The following is a 16,693-nucleotide window of genomic DNA, read 5'->3' on the forward strand; positions in this document are numbered from 1 at the left end:
CGGGTGGCTTTTTCGTGCTACAGGGGTAGGCAACTACAAACTACAAACCCCAAACTATAAACTGTTCTAACCCATCGGCGTACACAACTCCACCAGGAAGCCATTCGGGTCGCGCACGTAGGCTACTACTTGTCCCCAGGGTTTGGTCTTGACCGGTGCGGCCAGCGTAGCGCCGGCCCGGAGGGCGGCGTCGACGGCGGCGGCAACGTCGGTGGTAGCAAAGCCGATCTCGAAACCGAAGGGCCTCCCCGACGCGTCGGGCGCCTGGAAGCCGCCTTCGAGGTTGGACGCGGCGAGCGCCAGCGAGGCAAACGAAAGCGTAGTGCCGCCGGTGTCGAGCTCGCCGTAAGAGCTGTCGGGCGCAATAAAGCGGCGGGTGCATCCGAAGGCCTTTTCATAGAAGGCGAGGGCGGCTTCCACGGCGGGCACATAGAGGATGGTATAGGCAAAGGTCATAGCGGGAGTTTAGGTGTGAAGATCGGGATTCCAGAGGCACAGCGCTACGCAATCCTTGTCATGACCAGCCCCCAACTATAGGACTGCCTTCGCGCATGTCCTGCGCAGCAGGACGCTCGAACTACGACGGGCAGGAGCGCCGGTGCCTGTACCATTATAGCCGGCAGAAGAGCCGAACGCCGCGCGCTCTGACCGCGCGGCAATAGCTCTGCGCCCCCATGATTGTCTCCCTTTCTCGGCGTTGCAAACCGCGCCTCCCTGCACCTTCCTGAAACGACAAACGGAAGTCCGGTAACCGGCAACTCCCCTGCGCGCTTCAACGCACGCACCAACGCTTCCACCGCCGACCATTGCGGGTTGTGGTCGGCTTCGGGGATGCGCACGGGCGTTCAGATTAGCACTGCAAGTATACAGTGCGCAATGGAAATGCTGACGGGCCGCCGCGTATCTTAGCCCTACTCAACCCGATCACCATGACCGAAGCCCGCCAAACCCTGCAAGACCTGTTCGACCGCACGCCGCGGCGCCACAATGCCGACAATGTGAAGGAGATCTACGGCATCCTCGACGCCTACGAAGACCTGCTGCAAACCCTCGAGGCGCAGCCGCAGTACGAGCCGGTGATCGCCCCCTTCTTTGATGCGCTCGATCCCATCCGCGCCACCGTAAAGAAATCCAACGACCCGAAGGCTTCCAAGAAGGGCAAGGACGACCTCTTCGACGAGGCCTCCGGTGCCCTCAAAGACAATATGGAGGAATTGATGCGGCTGCTGGATAGCCAATAGAAAGCCGGTATCACGTTACCGCTCCGGCGCATACCGCAGCAGCACAATGCCGCAATCGAAGGGCGTGGCGCCGAGCAGCTTCAGGCGGGTGCGGCCGCTGAAGATGGACAGCCCGTCTCCGATGGCCGTGGGGTTGACAAAGAGATGCAGTTCGTCGATGAGGCCCGCATCGATCAGCGCCGATACGAAGGAGGCGCCGCCGTAAACGATCAGGTCCTTACCCTCCAGCGCCTTGAGCCGCGCTACTTCTCCGGCCAGGTCGCCGGCGATCGTACTGCGCGGCCAGGGACTTTCCGTCATTGTTTTGCTGAATACCACCTTGGGCAGCTCCGAAAACAACCGGCCCACGCCCTGCTCGGGGTGGGCGGCATCGTCGGCCACGCCGGCCCAATACGGGATAAAGCCTCCGGCCATCTTGCGACCGAGGAGGATGGTATCGATGGAATCGGTAAGCGCGGTTACATACTGCTTCAGGGCATCGTCCCAGGCAAAGGTCATCCAGTCCAGTTCCCCGTTGGGGCCCGCTACGAAGCCGTCGGCGGTTACCTGCATTTGCAAATGGAGTCGGCGCATCGTTTTTTGCTTTGCCACAAACCTAGGCATTCGGGGCGTTCGGAAGCGGGGCGCCTGCGGCAAAGTGGGGGCATTTTGCAACGCCCCCCCCGGGGCCCGCGCGGCTCAGGGATCAAGGGCGCCTCGTTAGCGGCGGCGGCGGCGGGCCAGCAGCCATACAAAAGCGCCGAGAAATACGAATATGCCGGCCAGCGACCAGTAGAGTGTATTAGAAGGCGCGGGCTTCGTGGCGGCCATTACGGTGGGTGCAGGACGCGCGTCTTTTACCAGTTGCTGCAGTGCGGCGTCGGTCTTGCCGGCAGCAACCAGCGAGTCGCTGAGCGTTTGCGCGCGGCGCAGCAGGAGCGTGTCGGTGAAGCCGTAGCGGCGGGCAGCGCCATAGAGCGCGCCCACGCTGGTAGGATCGTGCTGCAGCCAGCGCAGGTTGCCCAGCTCAAACAGCAGGCGCCCGATGACGGGATCGGGCGGCGCGAGGAACGACATCCGTTCATTAAGCTGGTAAAAGATGGCCTCGTCCAGCGTCCAGGGGCTGCGGCCGGCAGCTGTCCAGCGCGGCTTCGCGTCGCGCCCCAGGTCAGCGTCGAGCAGATCGGAGGTGGAGGGGTTGGCGTTGCCGGCGGCTTTTGCTTCGAGGATATTCACGTGGATCCACTCCGAGCCCCGATGCGACTTCGGGTCGATGGCCACGGCGCGGCGGATCCAGAGGAGGGCGGAATCGTTCTTTCCCAGCAGCTCGTATACCGTACCCAGGTTGGACGCGGTGGAGTAGCGGCCCGGCTTGCGGCGCTCGAGGTCGAGGTAGAGGTCGCGGGCCTCGGTGTATTTCTTTTGCAGGATGAGCAGCACGCCCATATCGGAGCGGTAGGCGGCATCGCCGGTGCGGCGCCAGCCCTGCTCGAGGCGTGCGGTGGTGGCGGCGTAGTCGATCTTTTCAAAGTCGTGGCCCCTCGGCACGCGCGACTCGCCACCGCGGTCGGCAAAGAGCAGGGTACCGTCTTTCGGCTCGCGGGTTTCGCCGTTGATACAGGCGGCGGCCGGCAGGGCGGCGGCCAGGAAGGCAAAGGGAAGCAGCAGTTTCTTCATTTGATGTGCAGGTATGGGGTGCGCGAAAATAATTCAGGGAAAGGGTGCATTTAAAGCGGCGCTCAGCGGCCGGCAGGAGCCGCAACCGGGAGAAAGCCGCCGTTGATATGATCGATCCGCAGGAGGCTTTCTTGCAGCTCGCCATCCGCAACCATGAGTGCCCCGACAAGTCCGAAGGCGACGCCAAAGGCAATGGCTTTCCCCGTCGGAACCGTTTTGCGCAGCCGCCCGTTGAAAAAGAAGTCGTTGCCCTCCTTGCGGAGCGGGCTGTAGCCGAATTCGGTCGCCACCCAGATGCGCCCGTCGTGCACCAGCGCGTAGAAATCCTGCGGCGGAATGACCTCCTGCCCCTCGCCCATGTAGATCTTCACTTCTTTCAACGAGCCCTTTTTCGAGAATTGCGGGAGCGGCTCGGCGATGTCGGGCGTTTGCGCGGCCAGGGCGGCATACGAATAATACAAGCCCTCGCGGTAGTGATCCGTGCCGTACAGCGGGAGGCGCTGTTTCTCGATCGAGTCGAGGTGCAGCACCTGGTCGTAGGTCAGTAAGGCCGTATCGGCAGCGGCCTGTACCAGGTGCGCCTGCAGGAAGTCGGCCAGCAGGTCGGACGCGCGCCGGTAAAGGCCGCGGGTAACATCCAGGGCGCTGATGTGGATCATGCTGTCGAGCGTGCCGAGCAATGCATAGCGACCGGCACCGGCTTCGGCATAGAGGTTGGCACGCAGGTAGCACCAGCCTTGCTCGCGAAAAGAAGTCGTGAGCTCGGCGAAACGGAAATCCCGCAACTGGAACAGCAGTGTGCCCGGCGCATTGCGGCCACCCTGCGCCTCCACCAGGCCTTGCAGTTGCACTTCCAGCGCCGGTTTGGGCACCACGGAAGCAAGGCGGTTGAAAGCGCCGGTCTGCACCACCCCCAGGCTGCTGCTGTCATAGCGTGCATCCAGCAAGCGGACACGCCCGTAGCGGGCGCCGGAAACAGGCTGCACTTTTTCGGGAAGACCGATCGTGAAATAGTCGGTGTGCTGCGCGCCGGCCACGAATGCAGCGAACAACAGCAGGGTGGAAAGAAACGATTTCATGCGGTGGGTTTGGATGGTTCCAAATTAATTGAAAAAGGAGAAAGCCGTCGAATAACTGTTAAAGCGAACCACAAACTTCAAACTACAAACGACAAACTTCCCTTCGCTCGTACTTTTGACGCGTGAGAAGAAAACAAAAACCACGCATCCTCGAAGGCATTACCGTGGAGGCTTATGCCGCCGAGGGCAAGTCGCTGGCGCGCCAGGATGGAAAAGTGATCTTTATCGAAGGCGCCGTGCCCGGCGACGTGGTCGACGTGCGGCTTGGCAAGAGTAAGAAGGACTGGGCCGAAGGCCATGCCATTCACTTTCATAAATATGCCGAAGAGCGCGTGACGCCCTTTTGCCAGCACTTCGGCGTGTGCGGCGGCTGCCAGTGGCAGATGCTGCCCTACGAAAAGCAGCTCCAATACAAGCAGCAGCAGGTGTTCGACAACCTGACCCGCATCGGCAAGGTGCAGCTACCGCCCTTCGAGCCGATCCTGGGCGCGCCGGAATACCGCTTTTACCGCAATAAGCTGGAATACACGTTTTCGACGAAGGAGTTTACGCCGGGCAAACCCGAGCCGCGCGACCCTTCCTCCCGACCTCCTTCCCTGGAAGAAGGAGGAGTTGGCTCCGAATCTGTTCCCCTTCCCTTAGGAAAGGGGTCAGGGGATGGGTCCGTAGCGGGGAGTGCCCTCCCTCCTGCCGGCGAATCCTACGACGACCCGCAGCCCGGCGCGGCCGGCTTCCATGCCCGTGGCTTCTTTGAAAAAGTCGTGGCCATCGAGAAGTGCTGGCTGCAGGAAGACGTGACCAACCGCATCCGCAACGGCGTGCGCGACTTCGCCCGCGCCAACGGCATTTCGTTTTACGATATCCGCGCCCACGTGGGTGCCCTCCGCACCATGCAGGTGCGCCTCTGTACCACGGGCGAGCTGATGGTGAACCTCGTTTTCGGCAACGACAACCCGCGCGAGCGGAAGCCGGTGCTCGAATACATGAAGGCGACTTTTCCCGAAATCAGCACGCTGCTCTATACCGTCAACCTGAAGTGGAACGACTCGCTCCACGACCTCGACCCACAGGTGTATACCGGCAAGGGCTTCGCCATCGAGCAGCTGGAAGACTTTCGTTTCAAGATCGGGCCGAAAAGCTTTTTCCAGACCAACACGAAGCAGGCCGAGCACCTCTACCGCGTTACGCGCGAGTTTGCCGAGCTGGACGGATCGCAGGTACTGTACGACCTCTATTGCGGCACGGGCTCCATCGGTATTTTCTGCAGCCGCGGCGCCAAAAAGATCGTGGGCGTGGAGCTGATCGAAGCCGCCATTGCCGACGCGAAGGAGAATGCGGCGCTCAACAACATCGGCCACAGCTTCTTCACCGCCGGCGACGTGATCGAGGTGTGCAACGACGCCTTCTTTGCCGAACATGGCCGCCCCGATGTGCTCATCACCGACCCGCCGCGCGCCGGCATGCACGAAAAACTCGTGCACAAGATCCTCGAGATGGAAGCACCTACGGTGGTGTATGTCAGCTGCAACCCCGCCACGCAGGCCCGCGACCTGGCCCTGCTCGACGCCAAGTACGCCGTGACGCGCGTGCGCCCCGTCGATATGTTTCCCCACACCCACCACATCGAGAACGTGGTGCAACTGAAACGCCGTTCCTCATGAGCCGATTCGAATATTACCGCCCCAACCAGATGCCGCCGGTGGTGCGCGGACTCCTCATCACCAACGCGGTCGTTTTCCTGCTCCAGCAGCTCGGCGACTCGTACGGACGCACCGCCCCGATCCCGTTCTCGCTGACGGGGAAGCTGGCCCTCTTTCCCTTCGGTGCCGGCTTCGAAGTATACCAGCTGGTGACGCACATGTTCACCCACTGGGATTTCGGACACATCCTTTTCAACATGTTCGCGCTGTGGACCTTTGGCAAGATGCTCGAAATGGTGTGGGGACCGAAGCGCTTCCTCAATTTTTACCTGTTGTGCGGATTGGGCGCCGCGATCATACACCTGGTAGTGCAATACGTCCAGGGCAACGGCGTGCCCGCCATCGGTGCGTCGGGCGCGGTGATGGGTGTTTTCGCCGCCTGCGCGTACCTCTTTCCGAACACGGAAATGCACATCATGTTCATCCCCATCCCGGTCAAACTGAAGTGGATCGCCGCCGGCTATATCGCCATCGATCTCTTCGGCGGTTTCAGCCCTTCGGCCGGCGACGGTATCGCCCACTTTGCGCACCTCGGCGGCGCCCTCACTGGCTTTATAATTGTATTGATTTGGCAGAAGACCAATCGCCGGCGACTGTACTGACGGCTAAGCCGCCATTGCGAGCGAAGCGAGGCAAACTCCCCCGTTACGCAAGCAGTTTTCACGCTTCAGAAAATTTCAATTGAAATGGTGGCGGAGCGGGAAATGATTTCAGGTTGAGGAGTTTGCTTCGCTTCGATCGCAATGACCCGCCCCGGCGGATCAAAGCCTCGTCCCACACCTAACTTTGTACCGATATGGCTTACTATCCTCAGCAAAACCGCAAGAAGCTTTCCATCGGATCGGATGGCAACGCCCTGATGAACCTCATTGCGCTGCTGCTCATCGTGTTCGTGGTATTCGCATTCATCCAGGTCATTTACACCTTCAGCTTTTACAAGGAAGGATCGGCGCGCTACCACACCGAGGTGTTTCCCTGGATCAGTATGCCGGCCGACCTGTCGAAGCTGCTCACGCGGCCCTGGACGGTGCTCACGCATCCCTTCGTGCACGACGGTGTATTCCCGGTCATCGGCAACCTGCTCTGGCTCTGGGCCTTCGGCTACATCTACCAGGAACTTACGGGCTACCGCCTGCTGATCCCGCTGTTCCTGTACGGCTCCCTCGCCGGCGCGGTGGCGTTCCTTGCCGCCTATAACCTCATTCCCGGTCTCCGCCCCGATGCCGCCGTGGCACAGCTCTGGGGCGCCGGCGCCGGCGTGATGGCCATCGCCATTGCCACCACCGTGCTGGCCCCCGACTACCGCATCTTCCCGATGCTCAACGGCGGCATCCCGCTGTGGGTCATCACGCTGCTCTATGCCGTGGTCACGCTGGCGATGATCCCCTTCAGCAACCCGGGCGAGCACATCGCCCACCTCGCCGGCGCCGGCCTCGGCTTCCTGTTCCAGGTGCAGCACAACCGCGGCCGCGACTGGTCCAGCCCGCTGAACCGCCTCTGGGACTGGTGGACGAACCTGTTCAACCCCGAACGGCCGGGCAAGAGCCCTTCGCCGAAAGACCAGCTCTTTTACAAGGCCTCCGTGCCGCCCTTTAAGAAGTCTTCCAACCTCACCCAGCAGCGCGTGGACGAGATCCTCGACAAGATCAACCAGAAAGGCTTCAAAAGCCTCACGGAGGAAGAACGCGAGATCCTCAAAAAAGCGAGCAGCGACAACCAGTAATTTCAGATCTCAGATCTCGGATCTCAGATTTAGAATTCCGGATCCACATACCGGCCAACTGAATCTGAAATCCGAAATCCGGAATCTGAGATTCTCCTGTAATTTGCGCTCATGGCAGGCAAGGCGCGTCGATTCGTACGGCGGTTCTATCTCGGGATGAATATCGCCGTGGTAGTTCTGTTCCTGCTGTCTTGCCTGGCCTCTTACCTGCACCCGGCACGCTGGTGGTTTTTCGCCGTGCTGGGCCTCGGCTTCGCCGCCACACTGGTTACGCTCATCCTCTTCTTTTTCTTTTCGCTGATCATCAAGCCGCGCTATTCGCTGATCTCACTCGGCGCGCTGGTGCTGGGCTGTAAAAGCATTTTCGTGTTCTTCGCCCTCAGCGGCGCGGGCAGCACCCGCGCGGGCTACGCGCCCCCAAAGGGCGCCCACACCCTGCGGGTGGTGCAGTGGAACGTAGCCCGCTTCATCGAGCAGCGGCGCAACAACAACGAGGGCAGCCAGACGCGCCTCAAGATGCTGGAACAGTTGCGGCGCACCAACGCCGACGTGCTTTGCTTCCAGGAATTCATCCAGGCCAGCGGCGAAGAATTCTACGACAACCTGGGCTACCTGCGCAAGGAACTCGGCTACCGCTACAGTTACTTCCCGCGCGGGGCGGGCTTTAAGAACTGGTACGGGCAAGCCATCTTCTCGCGCTACCCGCTCATCGACACCGGCTATACTTCCTTCCCGAGCCCCGGCACCCCGGAAAAGCTCATCTGGGGCAACATCGTTCTGGGCCAGCGGATCATCCGTATTTATACAAGCCACCTGCAGTCGTACAAGCTTCGCCCCGAAGACTACGAGCGCATCGAGAAGATCAAGAACAACGAAGACAGCCTGCTGCCCAATTCGCGCAGTATCTGGACGAAGTTGCACCGCGCCACCACCATCCGCGGCACGCAGGCCGACCTCGTGCGCGCCGAGCTCGACCGCTGCTCCTACCCCTTCGTCTTCACCGCCGACCTCAACGACGTGCCCAACTCCTACGCCTACCATACGGTGCGCGGCCCGCTGCGCGACGCCTTTTTGGAAAAAGGCTTCGGCGTCGGCCGCACCTTCAACGCCCTCGCGCCCACCCTGCGCATCGACTACATCTTCACCACCCCCGACTTCGAAGTGCTGCAGTTCCAGCGCGTGGCCCGTGACCTCAGCGACCATTACATGCTCGTGGCCGACCTGCAGTGGCGGCGATAGAATCGTGAGGCGTCAGGCGTCAGCCGTGAGCCGTGAGCGAAGAAGAAGAACGCTCTTCTCCTTGCATTCAAATGCCGCGACAGATGCAATTTCGATGAAGTTGTTACCTTCCTCAGGCCATTTCATCCGCTCTCGGGCGACGGCTCACGCCTGACGAACTTCCCCTATCTTTGACCCTAATGATCCCGAAGTACCCTTTCTCCGCCTGTTGTTGTTGCTGATCCCGAGCGACCGGTACTTTCTTTTATTTGATCATTTTCCCCTCTTATTATCATGAGCACCCTCAAGGTTTATAATTCGTATACACGCGAAAAGGAAGAATTCAGGTCCATCACACCCGGCCACGTAGGCATGTACGTGTGCGGACCGACCGTCAGCGGTGAGAGCCACCTCGGCCACGCCCGGCCCTACATCACCTTCGACGTGGTGTATCGCTACCTCACCCACCTGGGCTATAAGGTGCGCTACGTGCGCAACATCACCGACGCCGGCCACTTTGAAGAGGAAGGCCGCGCCGCCGAAGACAAGATCTCCAAAAAGGCCGTGCTCGAAAAGCTGGAGCCGATGGAGTTGGTGCAGAAATATACCAACCTGTTTCACTGGGCGATGGCGCAGTTCAACACCATCCCGCCTTCGATCGAACCGACGGCCACCGGCCATATCGTGGAGCAGATCGGGATGATCCAGGAGCTCATCCGCCAGGACTATGCCTACGAGGTGAATGGCTCCGTGTATTTCGATGTAAAAAAATACGCCGCCGGCCACGATTACGGCAAGCTGTCGGGCCGCGTGCTCGACGAGCTGCTCAACACCACGCGCGAACTCGAAGGGCAGGATGAAAAACGCAACAAGGAAGACTTCGCATTGTGGAAGTCGGCGCCGCCCGAGCATATCATGCGCTGGCAAAGCCCCTGGGGCGAAGGCTTCCCGGGCTGGCACATCGAGTGCTCCGCCATGGCCACCAAGTACCTCGGCGCACAGTTCGACATCCACGGCGGCGGCATGGACCTCCAGTTCCCGCACCACGAAAGCGAGATCGCGCAGAGCACCATCTGCAACCACATACCGCCCGTGCGCTACTGGATGCACAACAACATGATCACCATCAACGGGCGCAAGATGGGCAAGAGCTACAACAACGTGATCAAGCTCACCGAGCTGTTCAGCGGTAACCATCCCGAGCTCGAAAAAGCATACGCGCCGATGACCGTGCGCTTCTTCATCCTGCAAACGCACTACCGCTCCACGCTCGATTTCTCCAACGAGGCCCTGCAGGCAGCGGAGAAAGGACTGAAGCGGCTGATGGAACCCTACCAATGGTTTCAGCAGCTGCCGATGCCCGTCATTGGCGAAGGCACCGATGCCGAGCTGGACAAGAAAGTACGCCACCTGCTCGTGGAGCTCGACGACTTCATGAACGACGACTTTAACACGGCGCGCGTGCTGGCCAACCTCTTCGAGCTCGTGCCGGTGCTCAACTCCTTCAAGGATAAGGTGCTGCCGCTGGAGGCGCTCAGCTACGAAACGCTGCAGTGGCTCCAAAAGAAGCTGAAGCTGTTTGTGGAAGATATCCTGGGCCTGCGGACGGAAGACGAAGCCGGCTCCGGAAAGCTCAAAAGCGTGATCGACATCCTGATCGACCTGCGCAAGGAAGCCCGCGCCAGCAAAGACTGGAAGACCTCCGACCGCATCCGCAACCAGCTCGCCGAAGCCGGCATCCAGCTGAAGGATGAAAAAGACGGCGGTATGAGCTGGACGCTATCGTGAGCCGTCAGCCGTGAACCGTGAGCGCGCGTTGCGACTTAAGAATAAAGGATGCTCCAGGGCATCCTTTATTCTTTATTGGCATAAGCATTCACGGCTGACGGCTCACGGCTGACGTATGGCCCGCACCATCTCCCGTTTTCCCCAGGGGCCGGGCGGCTTCGTTACGGTAAAACCCGCCTCCATCATGGCGCGGCGCACGACCGTCTTGGAGCAATAGGTCACCAGCGCGCCACCGGGCAGGAGCAGCTCGTACATCTGCCGGAAGCGCGTGGACGTCCACAGCTCGGGCTGCGAGGAAGGCGCGAACGCATCGTAATATACCAGGTGATATAAGCCGGTCAGTTGCAGTTCCTCCACGGTGCTTTCTTCTTTGCGTATGGTGAAGTAATCGGACAGCTTTGTCTCCATAGCCCAGGGCGCCGCGTGCAGTTGCAGAAAGAGTTCGCGCGCGCCGAGCAGCGCGCCGTAGTTGAGAGCAAGCGCTTCTTCCGGCGGTATGGGAAACGCTTCTACTGTTACGTATTGCACGGGCAGCTGCCGCGCCGCTGCTTCGAGGGCCGTCAGCAGGGCATTAAGACCGGTGCCGAAGCCGAGCTCAAATACCGACAACGGAGCCCCACCGAACCGCTCCAGGGCGTACTGGAACCCGGCTTCAAGAAACACGTGCCGCGACTCTTCCAACGCCCCGTGGCGGGAATGATACGTGCCGCGCTTGTCGGCGAATTCAAGTGTCTGCGAACCGTCTTTGGTGACGATGATCTTTCGCTCCATGCCGCGAAGTTCGCTACTTTCGGATATGGACTACATAGACCATCTTTCCAAAGACCGCAAGCTGGCCTCCGTATTGCGCGCACAGGATCCCGTTGCGCTGGAGCCGCGCAAGAACATTTGCCTGCGCCTCTGCGCCTCCATCATGAGCCAGCAGCTTTCCACCAAGGTGGCCAAAGTGCTCTTTCACCGCTTCCTGGAATTATACGGCGGCAAAGAGCCGAAGCCCGCGCAGATCGCCGCCACGCCCTTCGAGCAGCTGCGCGGCATCGGCCTCAGCAACGCCAAGGCGCAGTATGTACTCAACGTAGCGCAGTTCTTCATCGACCAGAAAATTGATGAAAAGAAGCTGCGCAAAATGAGCGACGAAGAAGTGATCGAACTACTCACTCAGATCAAAGGTGTCGGCCGCTGGACCGTAGAAATGCTGTTGATGTTCACCCTCGGCCGCGAAGACGTGTTCGCCGTCGACGACTACGGCATCCAGGTGGCCATGAAAAAGCTCTACAAACTGGATGACAGCAACAAGAAAGAATTCAAATTGAAGATGCAAGGCATTGCAGCCAAATGGGCACCCTACCGCACCTATGCCTGCCGGCATTTGTGGGATTGGAAGGACGGCGGTTAATCAGGTGACCGGTTAATCGATTAATAGGTTAATTGGTGGTTTCCCATCAATTCATGCCGACCACAATCCAGGCAATTAATTTATTAAAATATCAACCGGTTAACCGGTCATCAATAGACCCAACTTCCGCTCAGCCATTCCTTCTTCGGCTTCGCTCCCAGCCCGGGCGCGTCGTTCACGTCAATGACACCTTTGGCCGCATAGTGGATCCCCCCTTCGATCGGGTCTTCGGTAAACATCAGCGGCGTGTCGAAATCGCAGTAGCGGATCGCATCGTTGCAAAGTGCGAAATGGGCAGCGGCCGTCATACCGAGCCGGCTTTCCATGAACCCGCCGACCTGTAGCTTGAGCCCTGCAGCAGCGCCCATGCGGGCCACCTTCAGGGCTTTGTATAATCCGCCGGCCTTGCCAAGCTTGATGTTGAACTCCGGGCAGGCCTTTATGCGGATGAGCCGCTCCGCATCGTGCTCGTCGCCGCAACTTTCATCCGCCATGATGGGGATGGGACTGACGAACGAGAGTGCCGGCAGGTCGAGGAATTGCCAGCGCGGGATCGGTTCTTCGCAGTGCTCGATGCCGAAGGGGGCCAGTGCCTGCAACACGCCAAGCGCATAGCCGGCGTCGCGCCACCCCTGGTTAGCGTCGGTGCGCAGCGGATGGTCGGGGCCGATCGCTTCCCGGATGGCCCGGATGCGGGCCACATCCAGCTCCAGCTCCTGGCCGAGCTTCACCTTAATGGCGGGAAAGCCTTGCGCCACAAACCGTGCGGCGTCGGCGGCCATCTTTTCGGGCGCGCCGATCGACACGGTCATATCCGTTTCCAGGACCTTTCCCTTTTTCCCTCCCAGGAAGGCATAGAGCGGCTGCCCGGCTGCCTGCGCCGCGAGGTCGTGCAGGGCCATATCGAAGGCGCTTTTAACCGAGCTGTTGCCATAGATAAGCCCATCCATCGCCGCTACTGCGCCCGCGATATCGGTATAGTCGCGGCCCTTCAGGATCCGGGCGAAATACTGTCCTACCACGAAGCAGGTATCGAGGCTTTCGCCGTTGATGGTCATATACGGACTGCATTCGCCCCAGCCCTCCCGGCCGTCGTCGGCCTGCAGGCACACCGCGAGGTTCTGAACGGCTTCGATGGGACCAAGCGAAATAACAAAGGGCTCGCGAAGCGGCACCAGCATACGGTGCAGGGAGATCGATCGGATGGCCGGCATGGTATAAGGTTTTGTGAAAGAAAGTGTGGAAAGCCGAGTTGCGCATGGTTTTGGCTAACTGGAGCCAAATTATCGATCCGACCATGAAAAACCTAATCGTTCTGAGCGCGGCCGTCCTCGCCCTGGCCAGTTGCAGCAAAAAAGTGACCGAGCTGCCGGAGGCCACCGATTCGGGTTCTAACACGTTCGGGGCCCGCGTCAATGGTGAGCTGTGGGCGCCGCAAGGCAAAGGGATTCTGCCGCACGCACCCCTGCTCGAAGCCTCGTTTGCCGGCAACGACAACTACGTGATCAACGCACGCAACATCAGCAAGAGCCCTACCGAGACCGAGTTCGAGATCTACCTCCAAGGTGTGACCCGGCCCGGAACCTATGCGCTCAATCAAACTACGGAGCTTCGCCCTGCCCATACCGCCTCTTATGCCTATTTCGTGGAGCGTACCCTTACGCCCACCCACCAATGGATGACCAATGCACAAACCACCGGGACGGTGGTCATTACCAAGGTGGACAAGAACGCGCACGTTCTTGCCGGCACTTTCTCCTTCCGCGCAACCGACCGCAACGGAGGTGAGGTGCTCGACGTGACCGAAGGCCGCTTCGACCTGACCATCCAGTAAGGAAGAGGCCGGTTAATGGTTAGTGGTCAACTTTTTCGGGGAGAACGCCTCCCACCCGTACTTCTACGGTTTACAGGAAAGAAAACCCTCCGATTGGAGGGTTTCTTTTTTTACGGATTGGTAAAGCGGATGGAAAAGGGCAGCTTGACCCGGTTGCCGGAGGGCGCCGCTACAACCAGCACGCCTTGCTCGCTCACGGGGCCTTTCTTACGATTGTTGCTGCGCACCCGCACGCTGCGGCCGTCGGTGGAGGTAAACAGGTTCCGGACGCTCGTGCCGACCTCGGCGCCGACCACGAGGTGGGCCAGCGGCTGCTGCACGGTAACGGTGCCACACCAGGCCGCCTTGCCCATAGGGTCGGCTGCACAATCCCTGTCGCGACGGAGCAGCACGGTGTAACGTTTTTGCAAGGCAGTGGCTTCGGCTGCCAGCGCTTCCTCAGAATAGCTTTGAAAGCGACCCAGAAGCGCAGCCAACACGGCATCATCGGCGGCAACGCCGCGATCGCCTTTCGCCGTGTAATAAACGAGCGTGTAGTCGTCTGCGCCCAGGTGCGCCGCTACGAGCGCCGTAGCCGTATCGCCATTGTCGCGGTTGAACATTACGAAGCGGAGGCAGGAAAAGCCGGCCAGGTGCCGCGCCGCTGTATCGCGCGCCAGTATCCGGATCACGGAGTCGTCCTTCATCTCCATGGCCTGTATACCCAGCAGGCTATCGAGCAGCGCCATCGAACCCGGCCGGTCTGGCCGCTTCGACTCGATGTGCAGTTCCACCCGCCGCGAAGTATCGGCAGAGTACAGCAGGTCGTAGCTCGCTTTGTCGCCCGGGTGGCCATAATAGCGAAGCACCTGGAAGTGCGCCGGGTTGTAGCGGAGCGAGATGCCGGGCTCCACGAACAGCAGGGTATCATCCTGCGCGGCAGCGGCGACAGGCAGCAACAGAACAGCAAGCAGGATGCGAAGGAACGGGCTCATGCGGATGGTTTGTGCGGCGAAGGTACGTCCTACGAACCTGCTACCGCTTGCTTCGCCAGCAGTTCGTCGAGGTTGCCGTGGGCCATCGTGAAGCCGCCTTTGAAACCCATCTCCACGATCCGCTGCAGCGACTCGGGTGTGGCGAAGTCGATGTCGATGGTCACCAGGGTGCCGTCGCCGTCGGCGCTGAAGCGGTTCTGCCAGTGCATGTTGGGAAAGGCCTCGGCCGCATGGCCGTGCTCGTCGGTAAAGGCATCGCGCGCGCTGAAGCTTTCACCGGCAACAATGGTCTCATAATCCACGCGGCAGTAGTGGCGCGCGCCTTCGGGGCTTTCCATATAGTAGCGCCAGGCGCCGCCGGGGCGAAAGTCCATGGCCACGGTCACCGCCTTCCAGGGGCGCGGCGCCCACCATTGCTCGAGCAGCTCCGATTCGGTCCAGGCCTTCCAGACCGCTTCCGGAGCGGCTGCAAAACGACGCGTGATGTGGAGGCGGCGGTCGCCGTCCTGGGTGATCTCTGTTTGCATATTGTTTATTTTTTGGGTTTCTTCAGGAGTTCGTCCAGCTGGCTGAAGCGCCCTTCCCAGAGCGCGCGGAAGGGTTGCAGCCAGCGCTCCACTTCTTTCAGCTTTTTCGGGTTGAAATGGTAATATACTTCACGGCCGCTCGGCTTGGTGTGCAGCAGGCCGCACTCCGACAGGATCGCCAGGTGCTTCGAAATTGCCTGGCGGCTGCTATCGAAATGGGCCGCCATAGCAGCCGGCGTCAGCGCGCCCGCGGCAAGCAACGCCAGGATGGCGCGGCGCGTTGGGTCGGCAATGGCCTGGAAAACATCACGTCGGGCTTCGGGCATAAGGCAACCATTTGGTTGTTCAAATATAGGCAACCTTTTGGTTGCGCGACATTATTTTCGGCAGCGCAGGCCCGGGAAAAATGCAACTGAGCGACTACGCGTCAAACTGCAACTCCGCCGGCACGGGGTAGCGCTTCAGCGGGCTGAAGTCGACCTTCCAGATATCGAGCTCAAAGAGCTCGCCGTGCTCGTTGGCCGTGAGCGTGAGGTACACCGCGCGGCGGTCCTCGTCGACAAACTCCGCTTCCACGAGGTCTTCGGCGTGCTCGCCCCGCTCGGACAGCTGCAGGCCGTATTCGCCGAGCGAGCCGGCCGTTTGGGGGATCGTATATTTCTTCCCGCCGGGAACTTTCGTCAGCAGGTGCTCGATGAGGGACCGTTCTTCAGGACGCAGGGGGCGCGGCATGGGGCGAAGGATTGATGGAACGCTAAGATAAGGCCGGTGCCGGCGCTAGCGCTTCAGGTACTTTTTCGGATCTACCAGCCGGAACGCTTCATCGTCGCGGAAGATGCCGGTCAGTGAACCGATGTGCGCCCCGCCGATGATCAGCAGGGCCCGCTTCGCGCCCGTCTGCAATTGTGCCCGAACGATGTTGGAGTAGATCTTGTAATCGCGGTTCTTGAAGATCGACGTGAGCTCGGCCCCGATGTAGCGCGGGTTCACAAAAGCGGTGTCCGTTCCACCACCAGGTCGGCGAGCCAGGCATCCCGCAGTGCGTTGATGCCTTTCCACACGGGGTCGTCGCGGTCGGCCTCGCCCGCCTCGCGGTAATGGATCTCGAGGCGCCCGCGGTAATACTCCGCGATCTGCAGAAAGCGGTCCAGGTCGAGGAGCACGTCGCCGCCTTTTTCGGTGCACCATTCAACAAGCTCGCGTTCCACCCGGCGGCGCCCTTCCTCCAGCGTCATCCCGTTGGGCGCGCTGTAAAAGCCGGCATCCGGGTCGTCCTGTCCATCGTCCTGCCAGAAACACAGGTCGCAGATGGGTTGCGGCTCGATGGGCCCCAGGGTCGGAAAGCCGCAGCAGGGGCAGGTGACCAGGTCGAGCTGCCGCAGGGCGACTTCGTTGCGGTACCAGTCGCGGCGCGCATGAAAGCGCCGGAGATCAATGAAGCGGTCTTCCATAATGGTTTGATTGAACACCTCTGTACGACCAGCAAGGTCGTACGCGGCTCTCTGAAAATAGGACTTTGAAAGATGTGGCGGGCACCTCAATCGGGGCAAGGTTTCT

Annotated in this window: 20 protein-coding genes; 8 read left to right on the forward strand and 12 right to left on the reverse strand. The window is 60.5% G+C overall.

Features of this window, described 5'->3' with window-relative positions:
* Positions 1 to 66: 66 nt before the first annotated feature.
* Entirely contained in the window at positions 67 to 456 is a 390-nt protein-coding gene (locus tag E0486_RS08680; RefSeq protein WP_131851771.1) for a VOC family protein, read from the reverse strand.
* 473 nt (positions 457 to 929) lie between these two features.
* Here E0486_RS08680 and E0486_RS08685 point away from each other — a divergent pair, with 473 nt between their 5' ends.
* Positions 930 to 1,241, forward strand: a complete 312-nt coding sequence (locus E0486_RS08685) for a hypothetical protein (protein WP_131851772.1) — start codon at positions 930 to 932, stop codon at positions 1,239 to 1,241.
* Positions 1,242 to 1,256: 15 nt separating this feature from the next.
* Here the strand turns inward: E0486_RS08685 and E0486_RS08690 are convergent, their stop codons facing one another.
* From E0486_RS08690 to E0486_RS08700, 3 genes are all read right to left on the reverse strand, one after another.
* Entirely contained in the window at positions 1,257 to 1,814 is a 558-nt protein-coding gene (locus tag E0486_RS08690) for a dihydrofolate reductase family protein (protein WP_131851773.1), read from the reverse strand.
* A 126-nt stretch (positions 1,815 to 1,940) separates the two neighbouring features.
* Positions 1,941 to 2,897: a tetratricopeptide repeat protein gene (locus tag E0486_RS08695; protein WP_131851774.1), complete on the reverse strand. Its 957-nt coding sequence runs from the start codon at positions 2,895 to 2,897 to the stop codon at positions 1,941 to 1,943.
* Positions 2,898 to 2,959: 62 nt separating this feature from the next.
* Entirely contained in the window at positions 2,960 to 3,976 is a 1,017-nt protein-coding gene (locus E0486_RS08700; protein WP_131851775.1) for a hypothetical protein, read from the reverse strand.
* A gap of 122 nt (positions 3,977 to 4,098) precedes the next feature.
* Between E0486_RS08700 and rlmD the strand changes: the two genes are divergently transcribed.
* The 5 genes from rlmD to cysS all read left to right on the forward strand — a co-directional run bounded on the left by rlmD (position 4,099) and on the right by cysS (position 10,405).
* Positions 4,099 to 5,637, forward strand: a complete 1,539-nt coding sequence (rlmD, locus tag E0486_RS08705; protein ID WP_243697409.1) for a 23S rRNA (uracil(1939)-C(5))-methyltransferase RlmD — start codon at positions 4,099 to 4,101, stop codon at positions 5,635 to 5,637.
* Complete coding sequence (locus E0486_RS08710; RefSeq protein WP_131851776.1) at positions 5,634 to 6,278, forward strand: rhomboid family intramembrane serine protease; 645 nt, start codon at positions 5,634 to 5,636, stop codon at positions 6,276 to 6,278. Before rlmD ends, E0486_RS08710 begins: the two co-directional genes overlap by 4 nt.
* 194 nt (positions 6,279 to 6,472) lie before the next feature.
* Complete coding sequence (locus E0486_RS08715; RefSeq protein ID WP_131851777.1) at positions 6,473 to 7,399, forward strand: rhomboid family intramembrane serine protease; 927 nt, start codon at positions 6,473 to 6,475, stop codon at positions 7,397 to 7,399.
* 156 nt (positions 7,400 to 7,555) lie between these two features.
* Positions 7,556 to 8,638 (forward strand): endonuclease/exonuclease/phosphatase family protein, encoded by a 1,083-nt coding sequence (locus E0486_RS08720; RefSeq protein ID WP_165917254.1) that lies wholly within the window; start codon positions 7,556 to 7,558, stop codon positions 8,636 to 8,638.
* A gap of 273 nt (positions 8,639 to 8,911) precedes the next feature.
* Complete coding sequence (cysS, locus tag E0486_RS08725) at positions 8,912 to 10,405, forward strand: cysteine--tRNA ligase (protein WP_207906221.1); 1,494 nt, start codon at positions 8,912 to 8,914, stop codon at positions 10,403 to 10,405.
* A 102-nt stretch (positions 10,406 to 10,507) separates the two neighbouring features.
* Here cysS and mnmC2 read toward each other — a convergent pair whose 3' ends face one another.
* Positions 10,508 to 11,176: a tRNA (5-methylaminomethyl-2-thiouridine)(34)-methyltransferase MnmC2 gene (gene mnmC2 / locus E0486_RS08730; RefSeq protein WP_131851780.1), complete on the reverse strand. Its 669-nt coding sequence runs from the start codon at positions 11,174 to 11,176 to the stop codon at positions 10,508 to 10,510.
* 25 nt (positions 11,177 to 11,201) lie between these two features.
* On the opposite strand from mnmC2, the gene E0486_RS08735 reads away from it, so the two are divergent.
* On the forward strand, positions 11,202 to 11,801 hold the full coding sequence (locus E0486_RS08735) for a DNA-3-methyladenine glycosylase family protein (protein ID WP_131851781.1): 600 nt from the start codon (positions 11,202 to 11,204) through the stop codon (positions 11,799 to 11,801).
* Between the two features lie 110 nt (positions 11,802 to 11,911).
* On the opposite strand, the gene E0486_RS08740 is transcribed toward E0486_RS08735, so the two are convergent.
* Positions 11,912 to 13,015 (reverse strand): mandelate racemase/muconate lactonizing enzyme family protein, encoded by a 1,104-nt coding sequence (locus tag E0486_RS08740; RefSeq protein ID WP_131851782.1) that lies wholly within the window; start codon positions 13,013 to 13,015, stop codon positions 11,912 to 11,914.
* A gap of 83 nt (positions 13,016 to 13,098) precedes the next feature.
* Here E0486_RS08740 and E0486_RS08745 point away from each other — a divergent pair, with 83 nt between their 5' ends.
* Positions 13,099 to 13,635, forward strand: a complete 537-nt coding sequence (locus tag E0486_RS08745) for a Riean_0653 family protein (protein WP_131851783.1) — start codon at positions 13,099 to 13,101, stop codon at positions 13,633 to 13,635.
* Positions 13,636 to 13,745: 110 nt separating this feature from the next.
* On the opposite strand, the gene E0486_RS08750 is transcribed toward E0486_RS08745, so the two are convergent.
* The 6 genes from E0486_RS08750 to E0486_RS08775 form a co-directional block, all read right to left on the reverse strand.
* Positions 13,746 to 14,609, reverse strand: a complete 864-nt coding sequence (locus tag E0486_RS08750; protein WP_131851784.1) for a hypothetical protein — start codon at positions 14,607 to 14,609, stop codon at positions 13,746 to 13,748.
* 29 nt (positions 14,610 to 14,638) lie between these two features.
* Positions 14,639 to 15,136 (reverse strand): SRPBCC family protein, encoded by a 498-nt coding sequence (locus E0486_RS08755; RefSeq protein WP_131851785.1) that lies wholly within the window; start codon positions 15,134 to 15,136, stop codon positions 14,639 to 14,641.
* 5 nt (positions 15,137 to 15,141) lie between these two features.
* Positions 15,142 to 15,462 carry an ArsR/SmtB family transcription factor gene (locus E0486_RS08760; protein WP_131851786.1) on the reverse strand — a complete coding sequence of 107 codons (321 nt, stop codon included), beginning with the start codon at positions 15,460 to 15,462 and terminating at the stop codon, positions 15,142 to 15,144.
* A gap of 94 nt (positions 15,463 to 15,556) precedes the next feature.
* On the reverse strand, positions 15,557 to 15,868 hold the full coding sequence (locus tag E0486_RS08765; protein ID WP_131851787.1) for a DUF6984 family protein: 312 nt from the start codon (positions 15,866 to 15,868) through the stop codon (positions 15,557 to 15,559).
* Positions 15,869 to 15,913: 45 nt separating this feature from the next.
* Entirely contained in the window at positions 15,914 to 16,126 is a 213-nt protein-coding gene (locus E0486_RS08770) for a DUF5694 domain-containing protein (RefSeq protein WP_131851788.1), read from the reverse strand.
* The gene (locus E0486_RS08775; protein WP_165917255.1) at positions 16,123 to 16,587 is read right to left on the reverse strand and encodes a CPCC family cysteine-rich protein; all 465 of its coding nucleotides are present in this window, start codon (positions 16,585 to 16,587) and stop codon (positions 16,123 to 16,125) included. Before E0486_RS08775 ends, E0486_RS08770 begins: the two co-directional genes overlap by 4 nt.
* Positions 16,588 to 16,693: the final 106 nt, after the last annotated feature.

Source organism: Flaviaesturariibacter aridisoli, from assembly GCF_004343705.1.
GTDB lineage: Bacteria > Bacteroidota > Bacteroidia > Chitinophagales > Chitinophagaceae > Flavisolibacter > Flavisolibacter aridisoli.